The 16,611-nt window shown below is 70.1% G+C and carries 17 protein-coding genes and 1 tRNA gene; 10 read left to right on the plus strand and 8 right to left on the minus strand.

What is annotated here, in order from left to right; genetic code table 11:
- Nucleotides 1–2: 2 nt before the first annotated feature.
- Nucleotides 3–1,700 (minus strand): extracellular solute-binding protein, encoded by a 1,698-nt coding sequence (locus tag EII35_RS05620; protein WP_125227474.1) that lies wholly within the window; start codon nt 1,698–1,700, stop codon nt 3–5.
- A gap of 119 nt (nt 1,701–1,819) precedes the next feature.
- A complete protein-coding gene (locus EII35_RS05625; RefSeq protein WP_125227475.1) occupies nt 1,820–2,575 on the minus strand; it encodes a cytochrome b5-like heme/steroid binding domain-containing protein in 756 nt (251 codons plus the stop codon).
- Nucleotides 2,576–2,714: 139 nt separating this feature from the next.
- Here EII35_RS05625 and EII35_RS05630 point away from each other — a divergent pair, with 139 nt between their 5' ends.
- Together EII35_RS05630 and EII35_RS05635 are read left to right on the plus strand one after the other, a co-directional pair.
- Nucleotides 2,715–3,062: a hypothetical protein gene (locus EII35_RS05630; protein WP_125227476.1), complete on the plus strand. Its 348-nt coding sequence runs from the start codon at nt 2,715–2,717 to the stop codon at nt 3,060–3,062.
- A 9-nt stretch (nt 3,063–3,071) separates the two neighbouring features.
- Nucleotides 3,072–3,782, plus strand: a complete 711-nt coding sequence (locus tag EII35_RS05635; protein ID WP_125227477.1) for a TMEM175 family protein — start codon at nt 3,072–3,074, stop codon at nt 3,780–3,782.
- A gap of 202 nt (nt 3,783–3,984) precedes the next feature.
- Here the strand turns inward: EII35_RS05635 and upp are convergent, their stop codons facing one another.
- A complete protein-coding gene (upp, locus tag EII35_RS05640) occupies nt 3,985–4,626 on the minus strand; it encodes a uracil phosphoribosyltransferase (RefSeq protein ID WP_125227478.1) in 642 nt (213 codons plus the stop codon).
- A 146-nt stretch (nt 4,627–4,772) separates the two neighbouring features.
- Between upp and EII35_RS05645 the strand changes: the two genes are divergently transcribed.
- Both EII35_RS05645 and tadA read left to right on the plus strand, forming a co-directional pair.
- Nucleotides 4,773–5,363 carry a tRNA adenosine deaminase-associated protein gene (locus tag EII35_RS05645; RefSeq protein WP_125227479.1) on the plus strand — a complete coding sequence of 197 codons (591 nt, stop codon included), beginning with the start codon at nt 4,773–4,775 and terminating at the stop codon, nt 5,361–5,363.
- A 34-nt stretch (nt 5,364–5,397) separates the two neighbouring features.
- The gene (gene tadA / locus EII35_RS05650) at nt 5,398–5,838 is read left to right on the plus strand and encodes a tRNA adenosine(34) deaminase TadA (protein ID WP_125227498.1); all 441 of its coding nucleotides are present in this window, start codon (nt 5,398–5,400) and stop codon (nt 5,836–5,838) included.
- Nucleotides 5,839–5,866: 28 nt separating this feature from the next.
- Here the strand turns inward: tadA and EII35_RS05655 are convergent, their stop codons facing one another.
- From EII35_RS05655 to EII35_RS05670, 4 genes are read right to left on the minus strand one after another with little or no spacing between them, the layout of a single operon-like run.
- Nucleotides 5,867–7,303, minus strand: a complete 1,437-nt coding sequence (locus EII35_RS05655) for an NAD-dependent succinate-semialdehyde dehydrogenase (protein ID WP_125227480.1) — start codon at nt 7,301–7,303, stop codon at nt 5,867–5,869.
- Nucleotides 7,304–7,305: 2 nt separating this feature from the next.
- On the minus strand, nt 7,306–8,421 hold the full coding sequence (locus EII35_RS05660; protein ID WP_125227481.1) for an alcohol dehydrogenase catalytic domain-containing protein: 1,116 nt from the start codon (nt 8,419–8,421) through the stop codon (nt 7,306–7,308).
- Nucleotides 8,415–8,831: a zinc ribbon domain-containing protein gene (locus tag EII35_RS05665; RefSeq protein WP_125227482.1), complete on the minus strand. Its 417-nt coding sequence runs from the start codon at nt 8,829–8,831 to the stop codon at nt 8,415–8,417. Before EII35_RS05665 ends, EII35_RS05660 begins: the two co-directional genes overlap by 7 nt.
- Entirely contained in the window at nt 8,831–9,643 is an 813-nt protein-coding gene (locus tag EII35_RS05670; protein ID WP_125227483.1) for an N-acyl homoserine lactonase family protein, read from the minus strand. The genes EII35_RS05665 and EII35_RS05670 overlap by 1 nt, the downstream gene beginning before the upstream one ends.
- 253 nt (nt 9,644–9,896) lie before the next feature.
- Between EII35_RS05670 and EII35_RS05675 the strand changes: the two genes are divergently transcribed.
- Genes EII35_RS05675 through EII35_RS05690 form a run of 4 tightly spaced genes read left to right on the plus strand, consistent with a single transcriptional unit; the run spans nt 9,897 to nt 14,195 of the window.
- Nucleotides 9,897–11,282, plus strand: a complete 1,386-nt coding sequence (locus EII35_RS05675; protein WP_125227484.1) for an ABC transporter substrate-binding protein — start codon at nt 9,897–9,899, stop codon at nt 11,280–11,282.
- Between the two features lies 1 nt (nt 11,283).
- Entirely contained in the window at nt 11,284–12,153 is an 870-nt protein-coding gene (locus tag EII35_RS05680; RefSeq protein WP_125227485.1) for a carbohydrate ABC transporter permease, read from the plus strand.
- A gap of 10 nt (nt 12,154–12,163) precedes the next feature.
- Entirely contained in the window at nt 12,164–12,973 is an 810-nt protein-coding gene (locus EII35_RS05685) for a carbohydrate ABC transporter permease (RefSeq protein WP_125227486.1), read from the plus strand.
- A 10-nt stretch (nt 12,974–12,983) separates the two neighbouring features.
- On the plus strand, nt 12,984–14,195 hold the full coding sequence (locus tag EII35_RS05690; RefSeq protein ID WP_125227487.1) for a glycoside hydrolase family 32 protein: 1,212 nt from the start codon (nt 12,984–12,986) through the stop codon (nt 14,193–14,195).
- 1 nt (nt 14,196) lies between these two features.
- Here the strand turns inward: EII35_RS05690 and EII35_RS05695 are convergent, their stop codons facing one another.
- Nucleotides 14,197–15,240: a LacI family DNA-binding transcriptional regulator gene (locus EII35_RS05695; protein WP_125227488.1), complete on the minus strand. Its 1,044-nt coding sequence runs from the start codon at nt 15,238–15,240 to the stop codon at nt 14,197–14,199.
- A 98-nt stretch (nt 15,241–15,338) separates the two neighbouring features.
- Here EII35_RS05695 and EII35_RS05700 point away from each other — a divergent pair, with 98 nt between their 5' ends.
- Both EII35_RS05700 and EII35_RS05705 read left to right on the plus strand, forming a co-directional pair.
- Nucleotides 15,339–16,310 carry an ADP-ribosylglycohydrolase family protein gene (locus EII35_RS05700; protein ID WP_125227489.1) on the plus strand — a complete coding sequence of 324 codons (972 nt, stop codon included), beginning with the start codon at nt 15,339–15,341 and terminating at the stop codon, nt 16,308–16,310.
- A gap of 38 nt (nt 16,311–16,348) precedes the next feature.
- Nucleotides 16,349–16,433, plus strand: a tRNA-Ser gene (locus EII35_RS05705).
- Nucleotides 16,434–16,611 lie beyond the last annotated feature (178 nt).

Below are 16,611 nucleotides of genomic sequence, written 5' to 3' on the forward strand. Positions count from 1 at the left end.
GGCTACTTGGTGGGGCTGGGCGACGACGGGGCGGCGCTCTCGCGCGCGTCGTACCTCTGCTGGTAGTCGTCGAGGGCCTCCTGACCGCCGGCGCGCAGCCAGTCGTCGAGGAAGGACTGGTAGTCGGTGACGGGACGACGCCCGTACAGCATGCCGGTGACGTAGTCGTCGCGGACGGAGCCGCGGGTCCCGGCGGAGCGGCTGGCCTTCTCGGAGACGAGCCCGAGGACGGGGCTGCTGACGGGGTCCTTCGCGAGGGTCTCGACGGTGGTGAAGAAGTTGTCGGCCTTGTCGGCGAGGTCCGGCGGGATGAGGTAGTTGTTGTTGACGGGCGAGACGCCGAGCCAGCTGAGGGCGGCGTGGTCGCTGTGGGCGGCCTCGTCCTGGGTCTTCGTGATGGAGCCGTCGGCCGCGCGGGTGAAGTGGACGCCCTCGATGCCGTCGTTGATGAACTGGTACTCCTCGGAGCCGAACGGCGACCGGAACCAGTTGAGGATGCTGAGCAGCAGCTTCTGGCGGGCGGGGTCGGTGACGCGGGAGCTGATGGCGACGATGCCCCAGTAGCCGTCGGTCCGCACGACGGTGAGGGTGGCGTCGGGGGCGGCGGGCGGCACGAAGAAGGTGAGGTCGGCGCCGGGGGTGCTGGCGCGGAGTTTGCGGATCTGGGAGTCCAGGAAGAACGCGTTGTAGGAGTCGCGGTTGTACCCGACCTGCCCGTTCTCGAGCTTCTGGGACTTGTTGCTGGCGGTGGGGTCCGGGAACACGGCGCCGCCGTCCCAGAACCGACGCAGGTACTCGACGACCTCCGGGTAGCGCGGGTGCTGGTACTTGTGGCGGAGCTTCCCGGCGTCGTCGAGCTGCCATTCGGGGCCGATCCCGAACATCCACTCGGCCACCTCGGTGAGGGGCCCGAGGTCGAGCATCGGGTAGAACTCCTTGCCCTGGAGGGTGCCGAGTTTGCCCATCTCGACGAAGCGGTCGAGGAAGTCGTCGATGGTGGTGCCGACGTCGGTGGCGCCGATCGCCTCGAGGGCGTCGGAGCGGATGGCGGGGAAGCGGGTGAGGACCGGGTCCTCGTTGGGGATGCCGAGGATGCGGCCGTGCTTGCTGGAGCGCTGCCAGGTCTCGGTGCGGATGTGGGCGAGGTGGGGCCATTCGAGGACCTTGTCCCCGGCGAGGAGGTCGCTGAGGTCGAGCAGGGCCCCGTCCTCGGCCGCCTGGAGCCCCTGCGGGGAGGTGTCCTGGACGAACATGAGGTCGGGCAGGTTGCCGGAGGCCAGCAGGGTGGCGAACTTGTCGTTGTAGCTGGCTCCGGGGGCGAGGTTGGCCCTGTAGGTGACGCCGAGGCGCTGGTTGAGCTCCTGGAGCCACAGGTTGCTGGCGTCATCCTGGGGCGGGGTGCCCCAGAGGATCTGGAAGGTGGTGACCTCGCTGCCGTCGCCGGGCGGGGAGGGGACGGCCCTGGTGAACTCCTTGAGCGGAGCGGTGTACATGGTGGGCACGCCCGGTAGGGAGGAGGCGCGGCCGCCGGCGACGACGGGCGGCGTCACATGCGTGGGCCAGGTGGCCGTCGCAGTGGCGCCGTCGCCGCCGCCGGTGGGGGAGTTGTTGCCGCACGCGGCGAGGGCCGCCGCGCCGAGGCTGCTGGCGGCGAGGCCGAGCACGCTCCGTCGGGTGAGGGGGATGGGTGGAACGAGCATGTCTGGACCTCCTTGTCGCACCTGCAGGCTCACGGAACACTCCGCAACCCAAGCCTAACAGTTGTTAAGTTAGGCGCCCAGAGCGGGAATGGCCAGCTCTGCCATCCGAACGGCTGAGGTCAGCTCACCGGGCCGAGCAGGAACCTTTCGAGGGCCTTGGTCGGGCCCTCCGCGCCGCCGTGCTTGCCCTGGAAGGCCTGGGTGGCATCCGTGCCGCACATCTTGGTGATGGCTCCGGGGCCGCCCGGGTGGGAACCGATCCACTCGGTGAGGTCGTAGGCGTTGCCGTCGACGATGGCCCAGCAGTCGGATTCGGTGTTGTGCTTGGCGACCTCCTCCGCGGTGTACTTCCCCGCCTCGGTGCTGGGGCTCGTCGAGGCCTCCGGGCTCGCGGAGGTCGACGGGGCGGCGGCGGGGGAGGTCGTGGTGGTCGGGGCGGCGGCGACGTCGGACCAGGCGAGGGTGGCGCCGGAGTGCCCGGCGAGGAAGGTGAACACCGTCGCGACGAGGCCGAGCAGCGAGGCGGCCATGCCGAGGGGGCGGGTGGTGGGGGAGGGGGCGTCTCCCTCGCGGGAGATCCGCCACAGCCACGGCCCGGCGGCGAGGAGGAAGGCGATGGCTGCAATCATGAGGAACAGGCCCCATCGCCCATGGGTTTCGGGGTTGAAGCCCTTGAGTTCGGCCAGCGCGTTGCCGGAGATCAGGGAGGCGATGGTGGACAGGGCCGCCACCGTCGTCACCCCGAGGGTGGCGATGGCGAGCTGCCGGGAGCGGTTGCGCAGCAGCATGAGGGCGGTGACGCCGAGCGTCGCCAGCGGGATGAGGACCACCGGCAGGTGGACGAACAGAGGGTGCAGGGGCAGGTTCAGGATCATGGCGACACCTTAACTCGCAAACTGGGGTCAGGGCGGGATTTTCGTTGAAATTTCTTCGATCTTCCCGTTGTGAGACGTGAGCCTCCGGTCACGTAGGGTGGGCAGGGAACAACGTGAACGTAGAGACGTAGGAGATCCCATGAACCGTTTCATCACCAGGACTGCCGCCGTCGCCATGGCGCTCGCCGTCGCCCTTGGCGCCTCCGCCTGCGCAGGGGGCAAGCCCAGCAAGGACGAGTTCCGCAACGCTCTCAAGAGCGCCCCACAGGTCGGCCAGATGACCGGCGAACAGAAGGACCAGTTCAACAAGCTGGCGGACTGCATCGCCGACAAGTCCTACGACAAGCTGAGCCCCGAGGGGCTGAAGAAGCTCATCGAACTCGCCAAGAAGGCCACGGTCGACCCCTCGAACAGCGAGGATCTGTCCGAGGCCGACCAGAAGGCCCTTGGGGAGGCGGCGCTGGAGTGCATCCCCGGCCAAGGGTGACGCCCTGCGGTGAGCGACGAGTCGAGGGCCCGGCGTGACACCCAGCCGTCCGATCACTTCCTGGACGATCCCGTCCGGGTCGAGACGTGGGGTGGTCGTCGGGTCCTCCTGACCGATGAGGGGAGGAACACCGAACGCATCGTGTTCTTCTCCGACGCGGTGTTCGCCATCGCGCTGACCCTCCTTGTGCTGGACATCCGGCTTCCGGAGGGGGCGGGTGAGGACCTCGGGGCGGCCCTGGTCGAGTTGCGGCCCCGCCTGATCGCCTTCTGCATCAGCTTCTTCGTGATCGTCGGCGCCTGGTTGACGCACTTCCGGAGGTTCCGGCTCCTCAAGGGCTACAACGCCGGCCTCATCCGCTGGAACTTCGCGCTGTTGTTCCTCGTGTGCCTCGTCCCGTTCCCGACGTCGGTCTTCGCCGAGAACCCGTCGCCGCTGGCGACGGCCCTCTACAGCGCCTGCCTCGGCGCGATCTTCGCGGCCCAGGCGGTGGCCCAGGTGCAGGCGTGGGTGGCGGGCCTGTTCGTCAGGGCCGTCGACCACCGGAGCCACCGACGCGAGGTCATCAACCAGGGCGGGGTCGCCCTGGTGTTCCTCGCGTCGATCCCGCTGGCCTTCGTCGCCCCACAGCTCCCGGTGATCCTCTGGTGCCTCGGCGCCCCGGCGATCGGGGCCGTCAGCAAGGCCATCGACCGCCGAGGCCTCCGCTCCCACCGCTGAGCCCGGCTGCTCTGCCCGGCCTGCGCCCGTCCCCGAGTCAGTTACCCGCCCCGGTCACGAATCGCCGTCCCGCTTCGCTTGGAACGTTTCAAACGCGGTCTCGACGAAGCAGGGCGGCGGTTCGTGCTCGCTGTGGAGGCGTGGCGACGGTGTGCGTGGCGACGGTGGGTCGCGACGGGGCGGGGCCCGGAGCAGGCGGCGGTCAGTCGGCCAGGCCGTAGAGGCGGTCGCCCGCGTCGCCCAGGCCCGGGACGATGAAGCCCTTGTCGTTGAGGCGTTCGTCGACCGCCGCGACCACCAGGGTGCAGGGGACGTCGAGGTCCGACAGCAGCTCCTGGATGCGTTCGATGCCCTCCGGGGCCGCCAGCAGACAGATGCAGGTGATGTCGTTCGCACCGCGGTCGACGAGGAACTTCACCGCGCCACCCAGCGACCCGCCCGTCGCGAGCATCGGATCCAGCACGTAGCACTGGCGTCCCGACAGGTCCTGCGGCAGCCGCTCCGCGTAGGTGGTGGGCTGCAGGGTCTCCTCGTCGCGGATCATGCCGAGGAAGCCGACCTCCGCCGTCGGGACGAGCCGCAGCATGCCGTCGAGCATCCCGAGTCCCGCCCGGAGGATCGGTACCACCAGCGGCGCCGGGGCGGCCAACTTGGTGCCGACGGTGGGTGCCACCGGGGTCTCGATGCTGGACTCGGTGACGCGGACCCCGCGGGTCGCCTCGTAGGCGAGGAGGGTCACGAGCTCCTCCACCAGACGACGGAACGTGGGCTGCTCCGTGTGTCGATTGCGGAGCACGGTGAGCTTGTGGTCGATCAGGGGATGAGAGATGACGCGAAGTTCCACGACTCCATCTTGCACGATCCGGAGCCGGGGCGGGCCCCGGGGCACGAACCATCGTCCAGTGTGTCCACCGAACATGACCCGGGGGCTGTGTCGCGGGCGTTCTTCTGAGAGGATGGAGCCTACTGACCGCCAGTGAGGAGACCGCCGTGGACGCCTTTGACGAAGACGCCGAGCCCTTCGACCTGAAGGATGACCGCGACCTCGACGTCGACGACGACTCGGAGGACGACTACGACGACGACTTCGACCTCGAGGACGCCGGGGAGGACGACGTCGACCTCGTCGTCGCCGCCTACCGCGAGGACGGCAAGGCCATTGCCGTACCCATGGACTTCGACCTCGCGAACGACCTCGACGAGCTGATCCGCCAGCTCAGTCGCCTCCCCGGCGACAACGGCGCCATCGGCTTCGTCTCCATCGCCGGCGAGTTCTTCGTCATCTGCCGGGTCCGCGGCCGCATCGTCGAGGTGCTCCTCAGCGACGTCACCGCCGCCCAGGACTGGCCGATCGCCCGCGACGTCGTCGACTACCTCGGCGAGGACATGCCCGACGACGACGAGGACCCCGCCCCGCTCGGCGACCTCGACATGTTCGCCGCGAACGGGCTCAGCGGCTTCGAGCTTGAGGCCATCACCACCAACTACGACGAGGACTCCGACGAGCTGCTCACCCAGATCGCGCGCAAGCTCAAGATCGGGCCGGAGTTCGAGCGCGCCGCACTCGCCTTCGACTCCTGATCGGTCCCTCGTGGGGCGACGATTCGAGCCCGCCATGCGGGAGGCCCTGGCCGTGGCGAGGGCCGCGTCGGAACACGGCGACGTCCCCATCGGGGCGGTGGTGCTGGCGCCCGACGGCAGCATCCTCGCCGTCGGCGGCAACGAGCGGGAACTCACCGGCGACCCGACGGCCCACGCCGAGGTCGTCGCCATCCGCCGCGCCGCCCTGGTGCGGGGCGAGTGGCGGCTGGAGGACTGCACCCTCGTCGTCACCCTCGAACCCTGCACGATGTGCGCGGGGGCCGTCGTCGCGTCCCGCATCGGGCACGTCGTCTTCGGTGCCTTCGACGAGAAGGCCGGGGCGGTGGCGTCGCTGTTCGACGTGGTGCGCGACCCGCGCCTCAACCACCGCCCCCGCGTCACCTCGGGCGTGCTGGCCGACGAGTGCGCCGCGCTCCTGAGGGAGTTCTTCGACGCTCGTCGCGAGACCCCCTGACCCGGACCCTGGGGAGGGGCGACGGGGGTCAGCCGGGCAGGGCGTAGTAGCGGGTCTCGACGTACTCCGCGATGCCCTCGAAGGAGCCCTCACGCCCCAGGCCCGAGTGCTTGACCCCGCCGAACGGGGCCGCCGCATCCGAGGCCAGGCCCGTGTTGATCCCCGCCATGCCGTACTCCAGCCGGCCCGCGACCCGCAGCGCCTCGCCCTCCGCGCCGAACACGTAGGACATCAGCCCGAAGTCCGTGGCATTCGCCCTCGCCACCACGTCGTCGACCTCCGAGAAGGTCTGCGCCGCGACGACGGGGCCGAAGATCTCCTCGTGCGCGATCCGCGACGTGATGGGCACGCCGGTGAGGATCGTCGGCTCCAGGAAGGCGCCCGGGCCCTCCGGCGCGCGACCGCCCCGCACCAGCGTCGCACCCTGGGCGACGGCGTCGTCGACGAGCTCGATGATCTCCGCCACCGCCTGCTTCGAGATGAGCGCCCCGAGCTTCGTGCCATCGGCGATGCCGGGGCCGACCGGCCAGTCGTCGAGCGCCCGGCCCAGCTTGTCGAGGAACTCCCCGGCGAGGCTCTCGTGCAGGAAGAAGCGGTTCGCGGCCGTGCACGCCTCGCCGTTGTTGCGCATCTTCGCCACCAGCGCCCCCTGCACCGCGAGGTCCACGTCGGCACCCTCCAGCACGATGAACGGGGCGTTCCCGCCGAGCTCCATCGAGCAGCGAAGCACGTTGTCGGCGGCCAGTCGCAGCAGCCCCTTCCCGACCGGTGTCGACCCGGTGAAGGTGAGCTTGCGCAGCCTCCGGTCCCCGATGAGCGCGGCCGAGGTGTCGCGGGAGTTCGACGAGGTGAACACGTTGACCACCCCGTCCGGCAGCCCCGCCTCGACGAGGACCTCCATGAGCAGCAGGGTGGTCAACGGCGTGGCCGAGGCCGGCTTGACGACGACGGTGCAGCCCGCCGCCAGGGCCGGGCCGATCTTGCGGGTCCCCATCGCGAGCGGGAAGTTCCACGGGGTGATGGCGAACACCGGCCCCACCGGCTTCGGCTCCGTCACGATCCGCTGCCCGCTGAGCGGGGCCTGGCCGTAACGTCCGTGGAGCCGCACCGCCTCCTCCGAGAACCAGCGGAAGAACTCCGCCCCGTAGGCCACCTCGCCGCGGGCCTCCGCCAGCGGCTTGCCCATCTCCAGGGTCATCAGCCGGGCGAACTCCTCCTGACGGGCGATGATCCCCTCGAAGGCGCGACGCAGGATCTCGCCGCGCTCCCGTGGTCTGGTGGCGGCCCAGGACTCGGCGGCCGCCACAGCGGCGTCGAGAGCCGACACCGCCGTCTGGACATCCGCGTCGGCCACCGTGGCCAGGACCTCACCCGTGGCCGGGTCGGTCACCTCCAGCGTCGGGTCACCCACCCAGCGCCCGCCGATGTGATGCTGGGTCGGGATGCGGGACAGGAACTCTGTCATCGTCACTCCTCCTCATCCATGAGGATGATCTGTCGGACGGCCCGGCCCTCGGCCAGCTCGTCCATGGCCTCGTTGATCTGGTCGAGCCGGATGCGATGGGAGATGAGTTTCTCCACGGGAAGCTGCCCGGCCCGCCACATCTCGACGTATGCCGGGATGTCCCGTGATGGTACCGCGGACCCGAGGTACGAGCCGACGATGGTGCGGGCCTCCGCGGTGATGAGCAGCGGCGACAGCTCCGCCCGGGCCGACGGGGCGGGCAGCCCGATCGTGACGGTCGTGCCGCCGGAGCGGGTGGCCGTGAACGCCGTCTCGAAGGCGCGGGCGTTTCCGGCGCACTCGACCACCTTGTCCGCCCTGATCCCCTGCTCCACCACCTGCTGCGGCGTGAAGGTCTCGTGGGCGCCGATCTCCCGGGCCTGCTCCAGTTTCGCCTCGAGGGTGTCGACGGCGATGATCCGCTCCACCCCCCGACCCACGGCCGTGATGAGTGCCGCCATCCCGACCCCGCCCAGCCCCAGGATCATGATCGACTCGCCCGGCTGCGGGGCGGCGGCGTTGAGGACGGCCCCGCCGCCGGTCAGGACGGCACAGCCCAGCACCGCCGCGATCTCCGGCGGCACGTCGTCGTCGACGGGGACGACGCTGCGACGGTCCACGATGGCGTGCCCGGCGAACCCGGACACCCCGAGATGCGTGTGGACCGTCTCGCCGTCGCGGGTGATGGGTCGCGCGCCCGACATGAGGGTGCCCTCGTTGTTCGCGACGCTCCCGGGGGCGCAGGGCAGCCGACCGTCGGTCAGGCAGCCGTCGCACTCCCCGCAGCGGGGCAGGAAGGTCATGACGAGCCGCTGCCCGATGCGCAGATCCGTCACCTCGGACCCGACGGCCACCACCCGGCCGGCCGACTCGTGGCCGAGCAGCATCGGCACCGGACGAACCCGGTTCCCGTCGACCACCGACAGGTCCGAGTGGCAGATCCCGGCCGCCTCGATCCGCACCAGCACCTCCGTGGGGCCCGGCTCCGCGAGCTCCACCTCGCTGATCGAGATGGGCCGCGACGTCGCGTAGGGACGCGAACGGCCGATCTCCTCCAGCACAGCACCCCTGGTCAGCATGTCTTCTCCTTGGTCGTGGTGGGTGTCCTCTCGAAGGTCGCGGCGGCGACGGCGGGGGCGAGGTCGTCGCCCGCGCGCAGGGGGCGGTCGTGGAAGACCCCCTCGTGGGCCAGCACCGGCCGCCGATCCCCAGCCAGCTCCGGGTACTTCTCCTCCAGCCGCTCCCGCGCCGTCATCCGCTGGTGCCAGTGGCGGATCGTGTCCTTGTCGCCCCGGCCGATGCCGTGCCACGTGTTCGGCATCTCCTCCCGCGACGACCCCGCGTCGGCACGGTTGCCGAGCCTGGCGGCGGCCGGGACCCGGCTCGTCGCCCCGCCGCACGTGGGGCAGGGCGGGTTGTCGTCGAACATCGACGCCAGGCGCACCTCTGTGCGGTGCCTGCTGGTGCACATCACGTCGTAGCTGATCATCAGGAGTAGCACCCCTCCGGCGCGAGCCTCAGCTGACGGTACTGCTCCGCGTCGTGGCCGAAGATCACCGTCGCATCCGTCTTCTCGGCGATCCGGCGCAGCTTCTCGACGGACTCCAGCCAGGCGAGGTTGTTCCACACGATCGCGGCCCCGACGGCGGGCGGCCCCCAGGCGTTGCCGAGGTAGACGGCGTCGGAGGTGAAGATGAAGGTGCCGGACTCCGGCAGGTCGACCTTGAGGCTCATCGTGCCCCATGTGTGGCCGGGGGTCTCGATGACGGAGACGCCGGGCAGGATCTCGACGTCGCCGGAGACGGCCTCGATGTCGAGGCCCTTGTAGTCGCTGACGAGGTGGGCGCCCTTGAAGACCCCCTCGATGGCCATGGCGCCCTCGATCTCCTTGTCGTTGGCGAGGATCCGGGTGCGGCCGTTGTCGAAGTCCTTCGCGTTGGCGGCGTGGTCGAAGTGGAGGTGGGACAGCACCAGCAGGTCGACGTCCTCGGGGCTGAAGCCGACGCTGCGCAGCGCCCCGTCGAGGTAGCCCGGGCCCTCGGGGTCATCGATGACGGGGAAGTAGTCCTGGAATCCGGTCGGCGCCCAGCGGGTCTCCCAGTCGCGGGGGACGCCGCAGTCCCACAGCAGCACCCCGTCGGGATGTTCGATGAGGACGGCGTGGGTGGGGGCCTCACCCCACGGGGTCGGCTTGTCCTTGTCCTGCCGCGGCCGGATGGTGTTCCCGGCCTGGAGGAGCAGCCAGGTGAGGTCGCACTCCATCACACCGGTGGGCAGGATGTGCAGCTTGATGTCAGGCATGGTGTCTCCCGTCGTCGTCGTTGACCTGTGAGGTGGAGCCTTTCTGTGAGTATAGGTACGAGGATCCTCGGGTGGGCGAGTTCCTCGTCACGATCCGTCCGGGACCGGGAGGTTCCCGTGGACGGGGTTCACCGATACAGGGAGTCGTGGGGAGCCTGCAGCTCGTGACCGGCGTGGCCGCCGACCCCTTGACGAATCCGGGGCGAGGGCGCACACTTGAAGGACCTAAATCGAATTAGGCCGGAGGTCAACGATGACTCGAATCACTCGACGGGGGGTGCTGGCCGGCGCCGCAGGGCTGGGCACCCTCGCCCTGCTCGGCAGCCAGTGGCCACGACTCACCGGCGCGGACATCCCCGGGCGGCACGACGACGCCCTGTCCATCGCCATTCTGGGAACCAACCAGGACGCCGAGGCCCGCCAGTCGCTGGTCAGGGCGTTCAACGTCCACCATCCCGACATCCCGGTCCGGCTCCAGGCCATCCAAGGAGCCGACTGGGCCGACTTCTTCGCGAAGATCCTCACCATGGTCGCCGCAGGCACCCCGCCGGACGTCTGCGTCGTCGCCACCGAGGGCGCCCAACTCTTCGCGGAGCGACTCGCAGCCCCCCTCGACCCGTTCATCCAACGCGACGCGGCCGAGGTGCAGGACTACTTCGAGGACGTCCACCCGAGCCTCATCGAGGCGTTCATGTACAAGGGCTCCCTCTACCAGATGCCCATCGACTTCAACGCGGCCAACATCTACTTCAACACCGCCGCGATGCAGCGGGCCGGCATCGACCACCCCGCCGACGACTGGACCCACGAGGACTTCCTCGCCATCGCCCGGGCCATGCGCCAGGCCTCCGACCAGGCCTTCGTCCCGTTCTACTGGACCAACCGTCTGTGGGGCGGGATCGTGCCCTGGCTCTACATCAACGACACCAGCTTCCTCACCGAGGAGCGGGTGCCGGGAGGCGACTGGCTCTGGGACCGGTTCTACCCCGACCAGAAGGGCAAGCTCTCCGGCGGCTACCTGTGGCAGGGCTCCAACGCCTCCGACCCCCGCGTCGCCGAGTCCTTCGACTTCGTCCGCGCCCTCGTCGAGGAGGGGCTCGGCACCAGCCCCGCCCAGGGTGGCGGCAACGAGCTCGTCGGCCAGTTCTCCGGCGGGGCCATCGGCATGACCCCGGCCGGCGGCTTCTGGGTGCAGGGACTGAGCGAGGCCGGCCTCGCCCCCGACGACTACGACGTCGGTTTCTTCCCCCGCTGGCGCAGCCAACGGCACCAGTTCGGCGCCGCCGGGTACGCCATCCTCAAGACCTCAACCCGCCAGGATCAGGCCTGGGAGTGGGTGAAGTTCTGCACCTCACGCGAGGGTATGGAACTGGCCTTCCCCGACCCCAACACCACCCCCACCCGACGCTCCATGTGCAACGACGAGCTGTACGCCGAGAAGGGGCCGAAGCACTGGAAGGTGTTCTACGACACCCTCGAGAAGCACCCCTGCGCCCCCATCCCGGCTCCGCCGCAGCAGGCCGCCGTCGAAACCGCCCTCATCAAGAACGTCCTCGGGGCCGTCACCGGCTCCGCCGCCGCGCTCCCCGGGGCGCTCTCGCGGCTCGACGAGGACCTGACCCGTGCCCTGGAGGCGTGACATGCAACGCAAACTCCTCATCTGGCTGTTCCTCGCCCCCACGATCATCGGCCTCGGGCTGTTCACCTTCCTGCCCATCCTGGCCTCGATCGTCCTCGCCTTCTTCAAGTGGGACATCATCACCGACCCCCAGTTCGCGGGTCTCGACAACTTCGTCGCCATCGCCGGTGACCCGACGATCCGCGTCTCCTTCCTCAACACCATCGGCTTCGTCGTGGTCGCGGTGACGCTGCAGCTCGCCATCGCGCTGGGACTTGCGGTGCTGGTCAACACACGGATGCCCAACGTGCTGAAGTCGTTCTTCCGCTCCGTGCTGTTCTTCCCCCTCATCCTGTCGGCGGCCTCGGTGTCGATCATCATGAGCTACCTGTTCAACGAGAACTTCGGCCTCGTCAACCACCTGCTCAACCAGGTGGGGATCGGCAACGTTCCCTGGCTGACCTCGCCGCAGGGGGCCATGGTCGTCGTGGTGCTCGTCTACGTCTGGCAGAACTTCGGGTTCTCGTTCCTGCTGTTCCTCGGCGGACTCGCCTCGATCCCCAAGGAGGTCTACGAGGCGGCGCAGGTCGACGGCGCGACGAGCTGGAAGCAGTTCTGGCGGATCACCTTTCCCCTGGTCAGCCCCACCACGCTGGTCGCCTCCGTCATGGCGATCATCTCGGCCCTGCAGATCTTCGACCAGCCCTATGTCCTCACCCGGGGCGGCCCCGGTGACTCCACCCGAACCGCCGTCATGGTGATCTACGAGTCGGCGTTCAAGCAGCTCGAGTTCGGCAAGGCCTCGGCCATCGGCATCGTCCTGACCATCCTCATCATGCTGGTCACGGCGCTGCAGTTCCGTCTGTCCCGTCGCTTCGTGTTCTACGGCTGAGGAGTCCGAGATGAAGAAGATCGCCACCTACGTCGTGCTGGCCCTGGCCAGCCTCCTCACCCTCGCGCCCGTCATCTGGACGGTGCTGTCCTCCATGCGCCCACCCGCGGAGTCGCTGTCCCCGGACGGCTCCTTCGTGCCGTCGAGCCTCGATCTGTCGTCCTACCAGGCGGTGTTCGAGGAGGTGGACATGTGGCTGCTCATCCTCAACTCCGTGCTCGTCACGGCGCTCATCGCGGTGGGTCAGATGGTGTCCGCCGCCATGGCCGGGTACGTGTTCGCCCGCTTCGAGTTCCGCTCGAAGAACCTGCTGTTCGCTCTCATCCTCGCGACGATGATGGTGCCCATGCAGGTCACGATCGTTCCCGTGTTCATGCTCATCCGTGGCATGAACCTGGCCGACACCCTGCTCGCCCTCATCCTGCCCGCCATCCCCACCGCCTTCGGCACCTTCCTCATGAGGCAGTACTTCCTGGGGCTGCCCGCTGAACTCGGCGAGGCGTCCCAGATCGACGGGGCCAGCCCGTGGCGGACCTTCGCGTCGATCTACGCGCCGCTGGCGGTGCCCGGCATGGCCATCGTCGGGATCCTCGCGTTCAACTACCACTGGAACGAGTTCTTCCGCCCGCTCATCCTCACCATCAGCGAGCAGAACTTCACCCTCCCGCTGGGTCTGGTGTCGCTGCAGGGCAACATGGGGACCGGGTCCGTGGCCACGGTTCTCGCCGGCGTGGTCATCTCGATGATCCCCGCCTTCCTCGTCTTCGTCTTCGGGCAGCGGACGCTGCGCGAGGGCCTGACCGCGGGCTCGCACCGCTGAAAGGAGCGCCATGACCGCGCCCACCACCTCCTACCACCTGCGACCCGCCCGCGGCTGGCTCAACGACCCCAACGGCATGACCCGCGTCGACGGGGTGTGGCACGTGTTCTTCCAGCACAACCCGGCCGCCCCCGCCCACGCGGCGATCGCGTGGGGACACGCCAGCAGCGACGACCTCGCCCATTGGCGGCTCCACCCGGTCGCCTTTTCCCCGACCCCCGGCGGCCCGGATGCGTTCGGCTGCTGGTCGGGGGTGCATGTCCCCGGCCACGACCGCCCCGCCGTCGTCTACTCAGGGGTCGCGGAGGCGTCCGGCCAGTCGACGGTGTGCCTGCGCTGGGGCAGCCCCGACCTGAGTCAGTGGGGGCCGCCCGTCGTCGTCGGGGAGACCCCGTGGGACGACGGGGTGGCCATCATGCGGGACCCGTTCGTGTTCGAGCACGAGGGTCGCAGGCTGGCGGTGCTGGGCGCGGGGATGCGCGACGGGTCGCCTGCGGTGCTGCTCTTCGACCGCACCGATGAGCTGGTGTGGCGTCATCTCGGGGTGCTCGCGGGGGAGGACGCGATCCGTCACGGCGCGGGGGCGGCGGATGTCTGGGAGTGCCCGCAGCTGTTCCCCCTGGCTGGTCGGTGGGTGCTGGTGGTCTCCCTTCACGACCGGGGAGTGCTCGGCGAGGTCGTCGCGGCCGTCGGCGACCTCGTGCCCGACGGGGAGGGGCTGCGCTTCGTCGCCGAGTCCACCCACCTCCTCGACGACGGCGCCGACTTCTACGCCCCCCAGGTCACCCTCGCCGACGGTGAGCCGCTGCTCATGGGCTGGATCCGGCAGGAGGGCCAGGACCCCGCGGTCAGGGACCACGCCGGATGTCTCACGCTGCCGCGTCGCCTCGGGCTGGTCGACGGGGTGGTGGTCAGCCACGTCGATCCGGTCGCGGCCGCGGCCCTGACCGGAGACATCGAGCCCGTGGCGACGGGGGAGACGCTGCTGGCGGATCGTCGCTGGCTGGTGAAGGTCGTCGGGGACGGCGTGCGGCTGACGCACCCGGAGCTCGGCGAGGTGGCGGTCGCGCGCGGGGCGCAGCTGTGGGTCGACGGCGCGGTCCTGGAGCTGTACCGACCCGGCGGGGTCCCGGCGACCTGGCGTCACGACGAGCCGTGGACCCTCACCGTCGAGGACGAGGGGGCGGTGGAGGTCAGGAAGGTGGTGCCGACGGTGCCGTGACTCAGCGTTCGGGGCGCGGCGGTGCCGTCGAGTTCCGGATCACCAGCGGGCACGGCAGCACCAGCTGCTCCGCGGGGGTCGAGGTGTCGAGGGCCAGCCGCACCGCCGCCTCACCCATCGCCGCGTGGGGGAGGGCGACGGTGGTGAGCGCCGGGACCAGACGCTCGGCCAGCGTCTCCTGGTCATCGAAGCCGATGACGGAGAGGTCGCCGGGGACGTCCAGACCGAGTTTCGCCGCGGCCAGCAGCGCCCCCGTGGCGACCCGGTCGCAGACCGCGAACAGTGCCGTCGGACGCTCGCCGGCGGGCACGTCCAGCACGTCGAGGGCCGCGGCGTGGCCGTCGTTGATCTCCCAGCCCCGCGTGTGGAGGCGTGCCGCGATGTCCCGTTCCGCCGCGGCCTGCCGGAACGCCTCCCAGCGGATCGGGCCGGAGACGTTGCCCGCCTCGGCCTCCGGCAGGGTCGGATCGTGGTGGCCGCCCAGCATGACGATCTCGCGGTGCCCGAGACCCGCCAGGTGCTCCAGCGCGGCGACTGCTCCCCCCGCGTCGTCGGGGCTGACGGAGCTGGTGCCGGGGTCGGGGGAGGTGCAGTTCGCCAGCACGAGCGGGATCCGCGAGGCGGGGGCCTCACCCAGCTGGGTGAACCCCATGGTTGCGTAGATGACGGCGTCGACCTGGCGGTGCTCGAGGTCGGCGATGGCGTCGTCGACGCGGCCGGTTCGGTGGTCGAGGTCCATCACGAGCAGCACGTGGTCGGCGGCGTCGGCGGTCTCGGTGGCGGCGGCAAGGAGGCGACCACCGAAGGGGGATGACGCGACGCCGTCCGTGACCAGCCCGATGGAGGAGGTGCTGCGCTGCCTGAGACTCCGGGCGACGTGGTTGGGTCGGTAGCCGAGTTCCTCGGCCGCCTGGAGCACCCGCTGCCGGGTCACGGGCGAGATGTTGCCCGCGTCGCGGCCGTTGAGGACGAACGAGACCGCCGTCTGGGAGACCCCCGCCGCGGCGGCGACGTCGGCGGCGCGGACACGGGAACGGCCAGTCATGCACCCATGGCACCAGCCGCCGCCGATGGTGTCAAACCTCCGGGAGAGGGTGCACGGATAGCGGATTCGCCTATCCGCGCACCCTCTAAGGTGGGTTCATGAACAACGATCTGTTCTCAGGGCGGGGATCCGGGGCCGCCGTGGTGGCCGACCGGATCATGGGGAGCCTGCTCGGACTGGCCGTGGGGGACGCCCTCGGCACCACCGTCGAGTTCCAGCCCCGCGATTCCTGTCCGGAGGTGACGGACATCGTCGGCGGGGGAGTGTTCCACCTCGCCCCGGGGCAGTGGACCGACGACACCTCGATGGCGCTGTGTGTGGCGACGAGCCTCGTGGAGACCGGCGGGTTCGACCCCGTCGACCAGCTCGACCGGTTCCGTCGCTGGTACCGGGAGGGCTATCTCAGCAGCACGGGGCACTGCTTCGACATCGGCAACCAGACGGCGGCCGCCCTCATCGACTTCGAGGCGACGGGGAGGCCGTTCCGGGAGTACGACGGGGAGCGCTCGGCCGGGAACGGGTCGTTGATGCGCATCGCCCCGGTCGCCCTGGCCTTCTGGCGGGAGCCGGACCGGGCCGCCCGGCTGAGCGGCGAGCACTCCCGCACCACCCATCCCGCCAAGGCCTGCGTCGAGGCCTGTTCGGTGTTCGGGGAGCTGCTGGCAGCGGCGGTGGCGGGGGCGTCGAAGCCGGAACTCTACGAGCTGGCCGCCCGTCGCGCCGACGACGTGACGACGTCGAGGCTGGCGGAGATCCTGGCGGGCGGTTTCCGTGACCGCGACCGGGAGGAGATCTCCTCCAGCGGCTACGTCCTGGACAGCCTGGAGGCGGCGTTGTGGGCCTTTGACGCGACGGACGACTTCGTCTCCGGGGTGCGGCTCGCCGTCAACCTCGGCGACGACGCGGACACCGTCGGGGCCATCCACGGGGCGCTGTCCGGTGCCTTCCACGGGGTCGGCGGCATCCCGACGGCCTGGCGCGCGCGGCTGCACCAGCTGGAACTCATCGAGGGCCTCGCGACCGCGCTGGCCGACAGGCAGGGAACCTTCAGGGCCGCTGATGAGGGCTGATTTGGTGCCCCCGGGAGCCCCGCGTTACCCTTGTCGGCGGTGACGTGTCTGAGCGGCCGAAAGAGCTCGCCTCGAAAGCGAGTGTGGTGCAAGCCACCGTGGGTTCAAATCCCACCGTCACCGCTGACAGGGCCCCGGGAAACCGGGGCCCTCGCCGTTGGGCCCTCTAAGAGGGCGCGCGGATAGGTGCATCTACTGCGGTCGCCCCGGTGACCCCCCGGCCGTGTTGTCCTCCTCGAACGCACGATCCAGTGCGCTCTTCGTCGTCCGCCTTGCCAAGGGGCCACCGTGCCGATCCTCG

The sequence above is a fragment of the Arachnia propionica genome (assembly GCF_003932785.1).
Taxonomy (GTDB): domain Bacteria; phylum Actinomycetota; class Actinomycetes; order Propionibacteriales; family Propionibacteriaceae; genus Arachnia; species Arachnia propionica_B.

What these genes read in the sequence shown, in the direction of transcription:
- EII35_RS05665 (WP_125227482.1), bottom strand. Translation starts at nt 8,831, where the DNA reads ATGATCAGCTACGACGTGATGTGCACCAGCAGGCACCGCACAGAGGTG.
- EII35_RS05685 (WP_125227486.1), top strand. Translation starts at nt 12,164, where the DNA reads ATGAAGAAGATCGCCACCTACGTCGTGCTGGCCCTGGCCAGCCTCCTC.
- EII35_RS05675 (WP_125227484.1), top strand. Translation starts at nt 9,897, where the DNA reads ATGACTCGAATCACTCGACGGGGGGTGCTGGCCGGCGCCGCAGGGCTG.
- EII35_RS05700 (WP_125227489.1), top strand. Translation starts at nt 15,339, where the DNA reads ATGAACAACGATCTGTTCTCAGGGCGGGGATCCGGGGCCGCCGTGGTG.
- EII35_RS05655 (WP_125227480.1), bottom strand. Translation starts at nt 7,303, where the DNA reads ATGACAGAGTTCCTGTCCCGCATCCCGACCCAGCATCACATCGGCGGG.
- EII35_RS05630 (WP_125227476.1), top strand. Translation starts at nt 2,715, where the DNA reads ATGAACCGTTTCATCACCAGGACTGCCGCCGTCGCCATGGCGCTCGCC.
- EII35_RS05695 (WP_125227488.1), bottom strand. Translation starts at nt 15,240, where the DNA reads ATGACTGGCCGTTCCCGTGTCCGCGCCGCCGACGTCGCCGCCGCGGCG.
- EII35_RS05680 (WP_125227485.1), top strand. Translation starts at nt 11,284, where the DNA reads ATGCAACGCAAACTCCTCATCTGGCTGTTCCTCGCCCCCACGATCATC.
- EII35_RS05620 (WP_125227474.1), bottom strand. Translation starts at nt 1,700, where the DNA reads ATGCTCGTTCCACCCATCCCCCTCACCCGACGGAGCGTGCTCGGCCTC.
- EII35_RS05670 (WP_125227483.1), bottom strand. Translation starts at nt 9,643, where the DNA reads ATGCCTGACATCAAGCTGCACATCCTGCCCACCGGTGTGATGGAGTGC.
- tadA (WP_125227498.1), top strand. Translation starts at nt 5,398, where the DNA reads ATGCGGGAGGCCCTGGCCGTGGCGAGGGCCGCGTCGGAACACGGCGAC.
- EII35_RS05660 (WP_125227481.1), bottom strand. Translation starts at nt 8,421, where the DNA reads ATGCTGACCAGGGGTGCTGTGCTGGAGGAGATCGGCCGTTCGCGTCCC.
- EII35_RS05690 (WP_125227487.1), top strand. Translation starts at nt 12,984, where the DNA reads ATGACCGCGCCCACCACCTCCTACCACCTGCGACCCGCCCGCGGCTGG.
- EII35_RS05625 (WP_125227475.1), bottom strand. Translation starts at nt 2,575, where the DNA reads ATGATCCTGAACCTGCCCCTGCACCCTCTGTTCGTCCACCTGCCGGTG.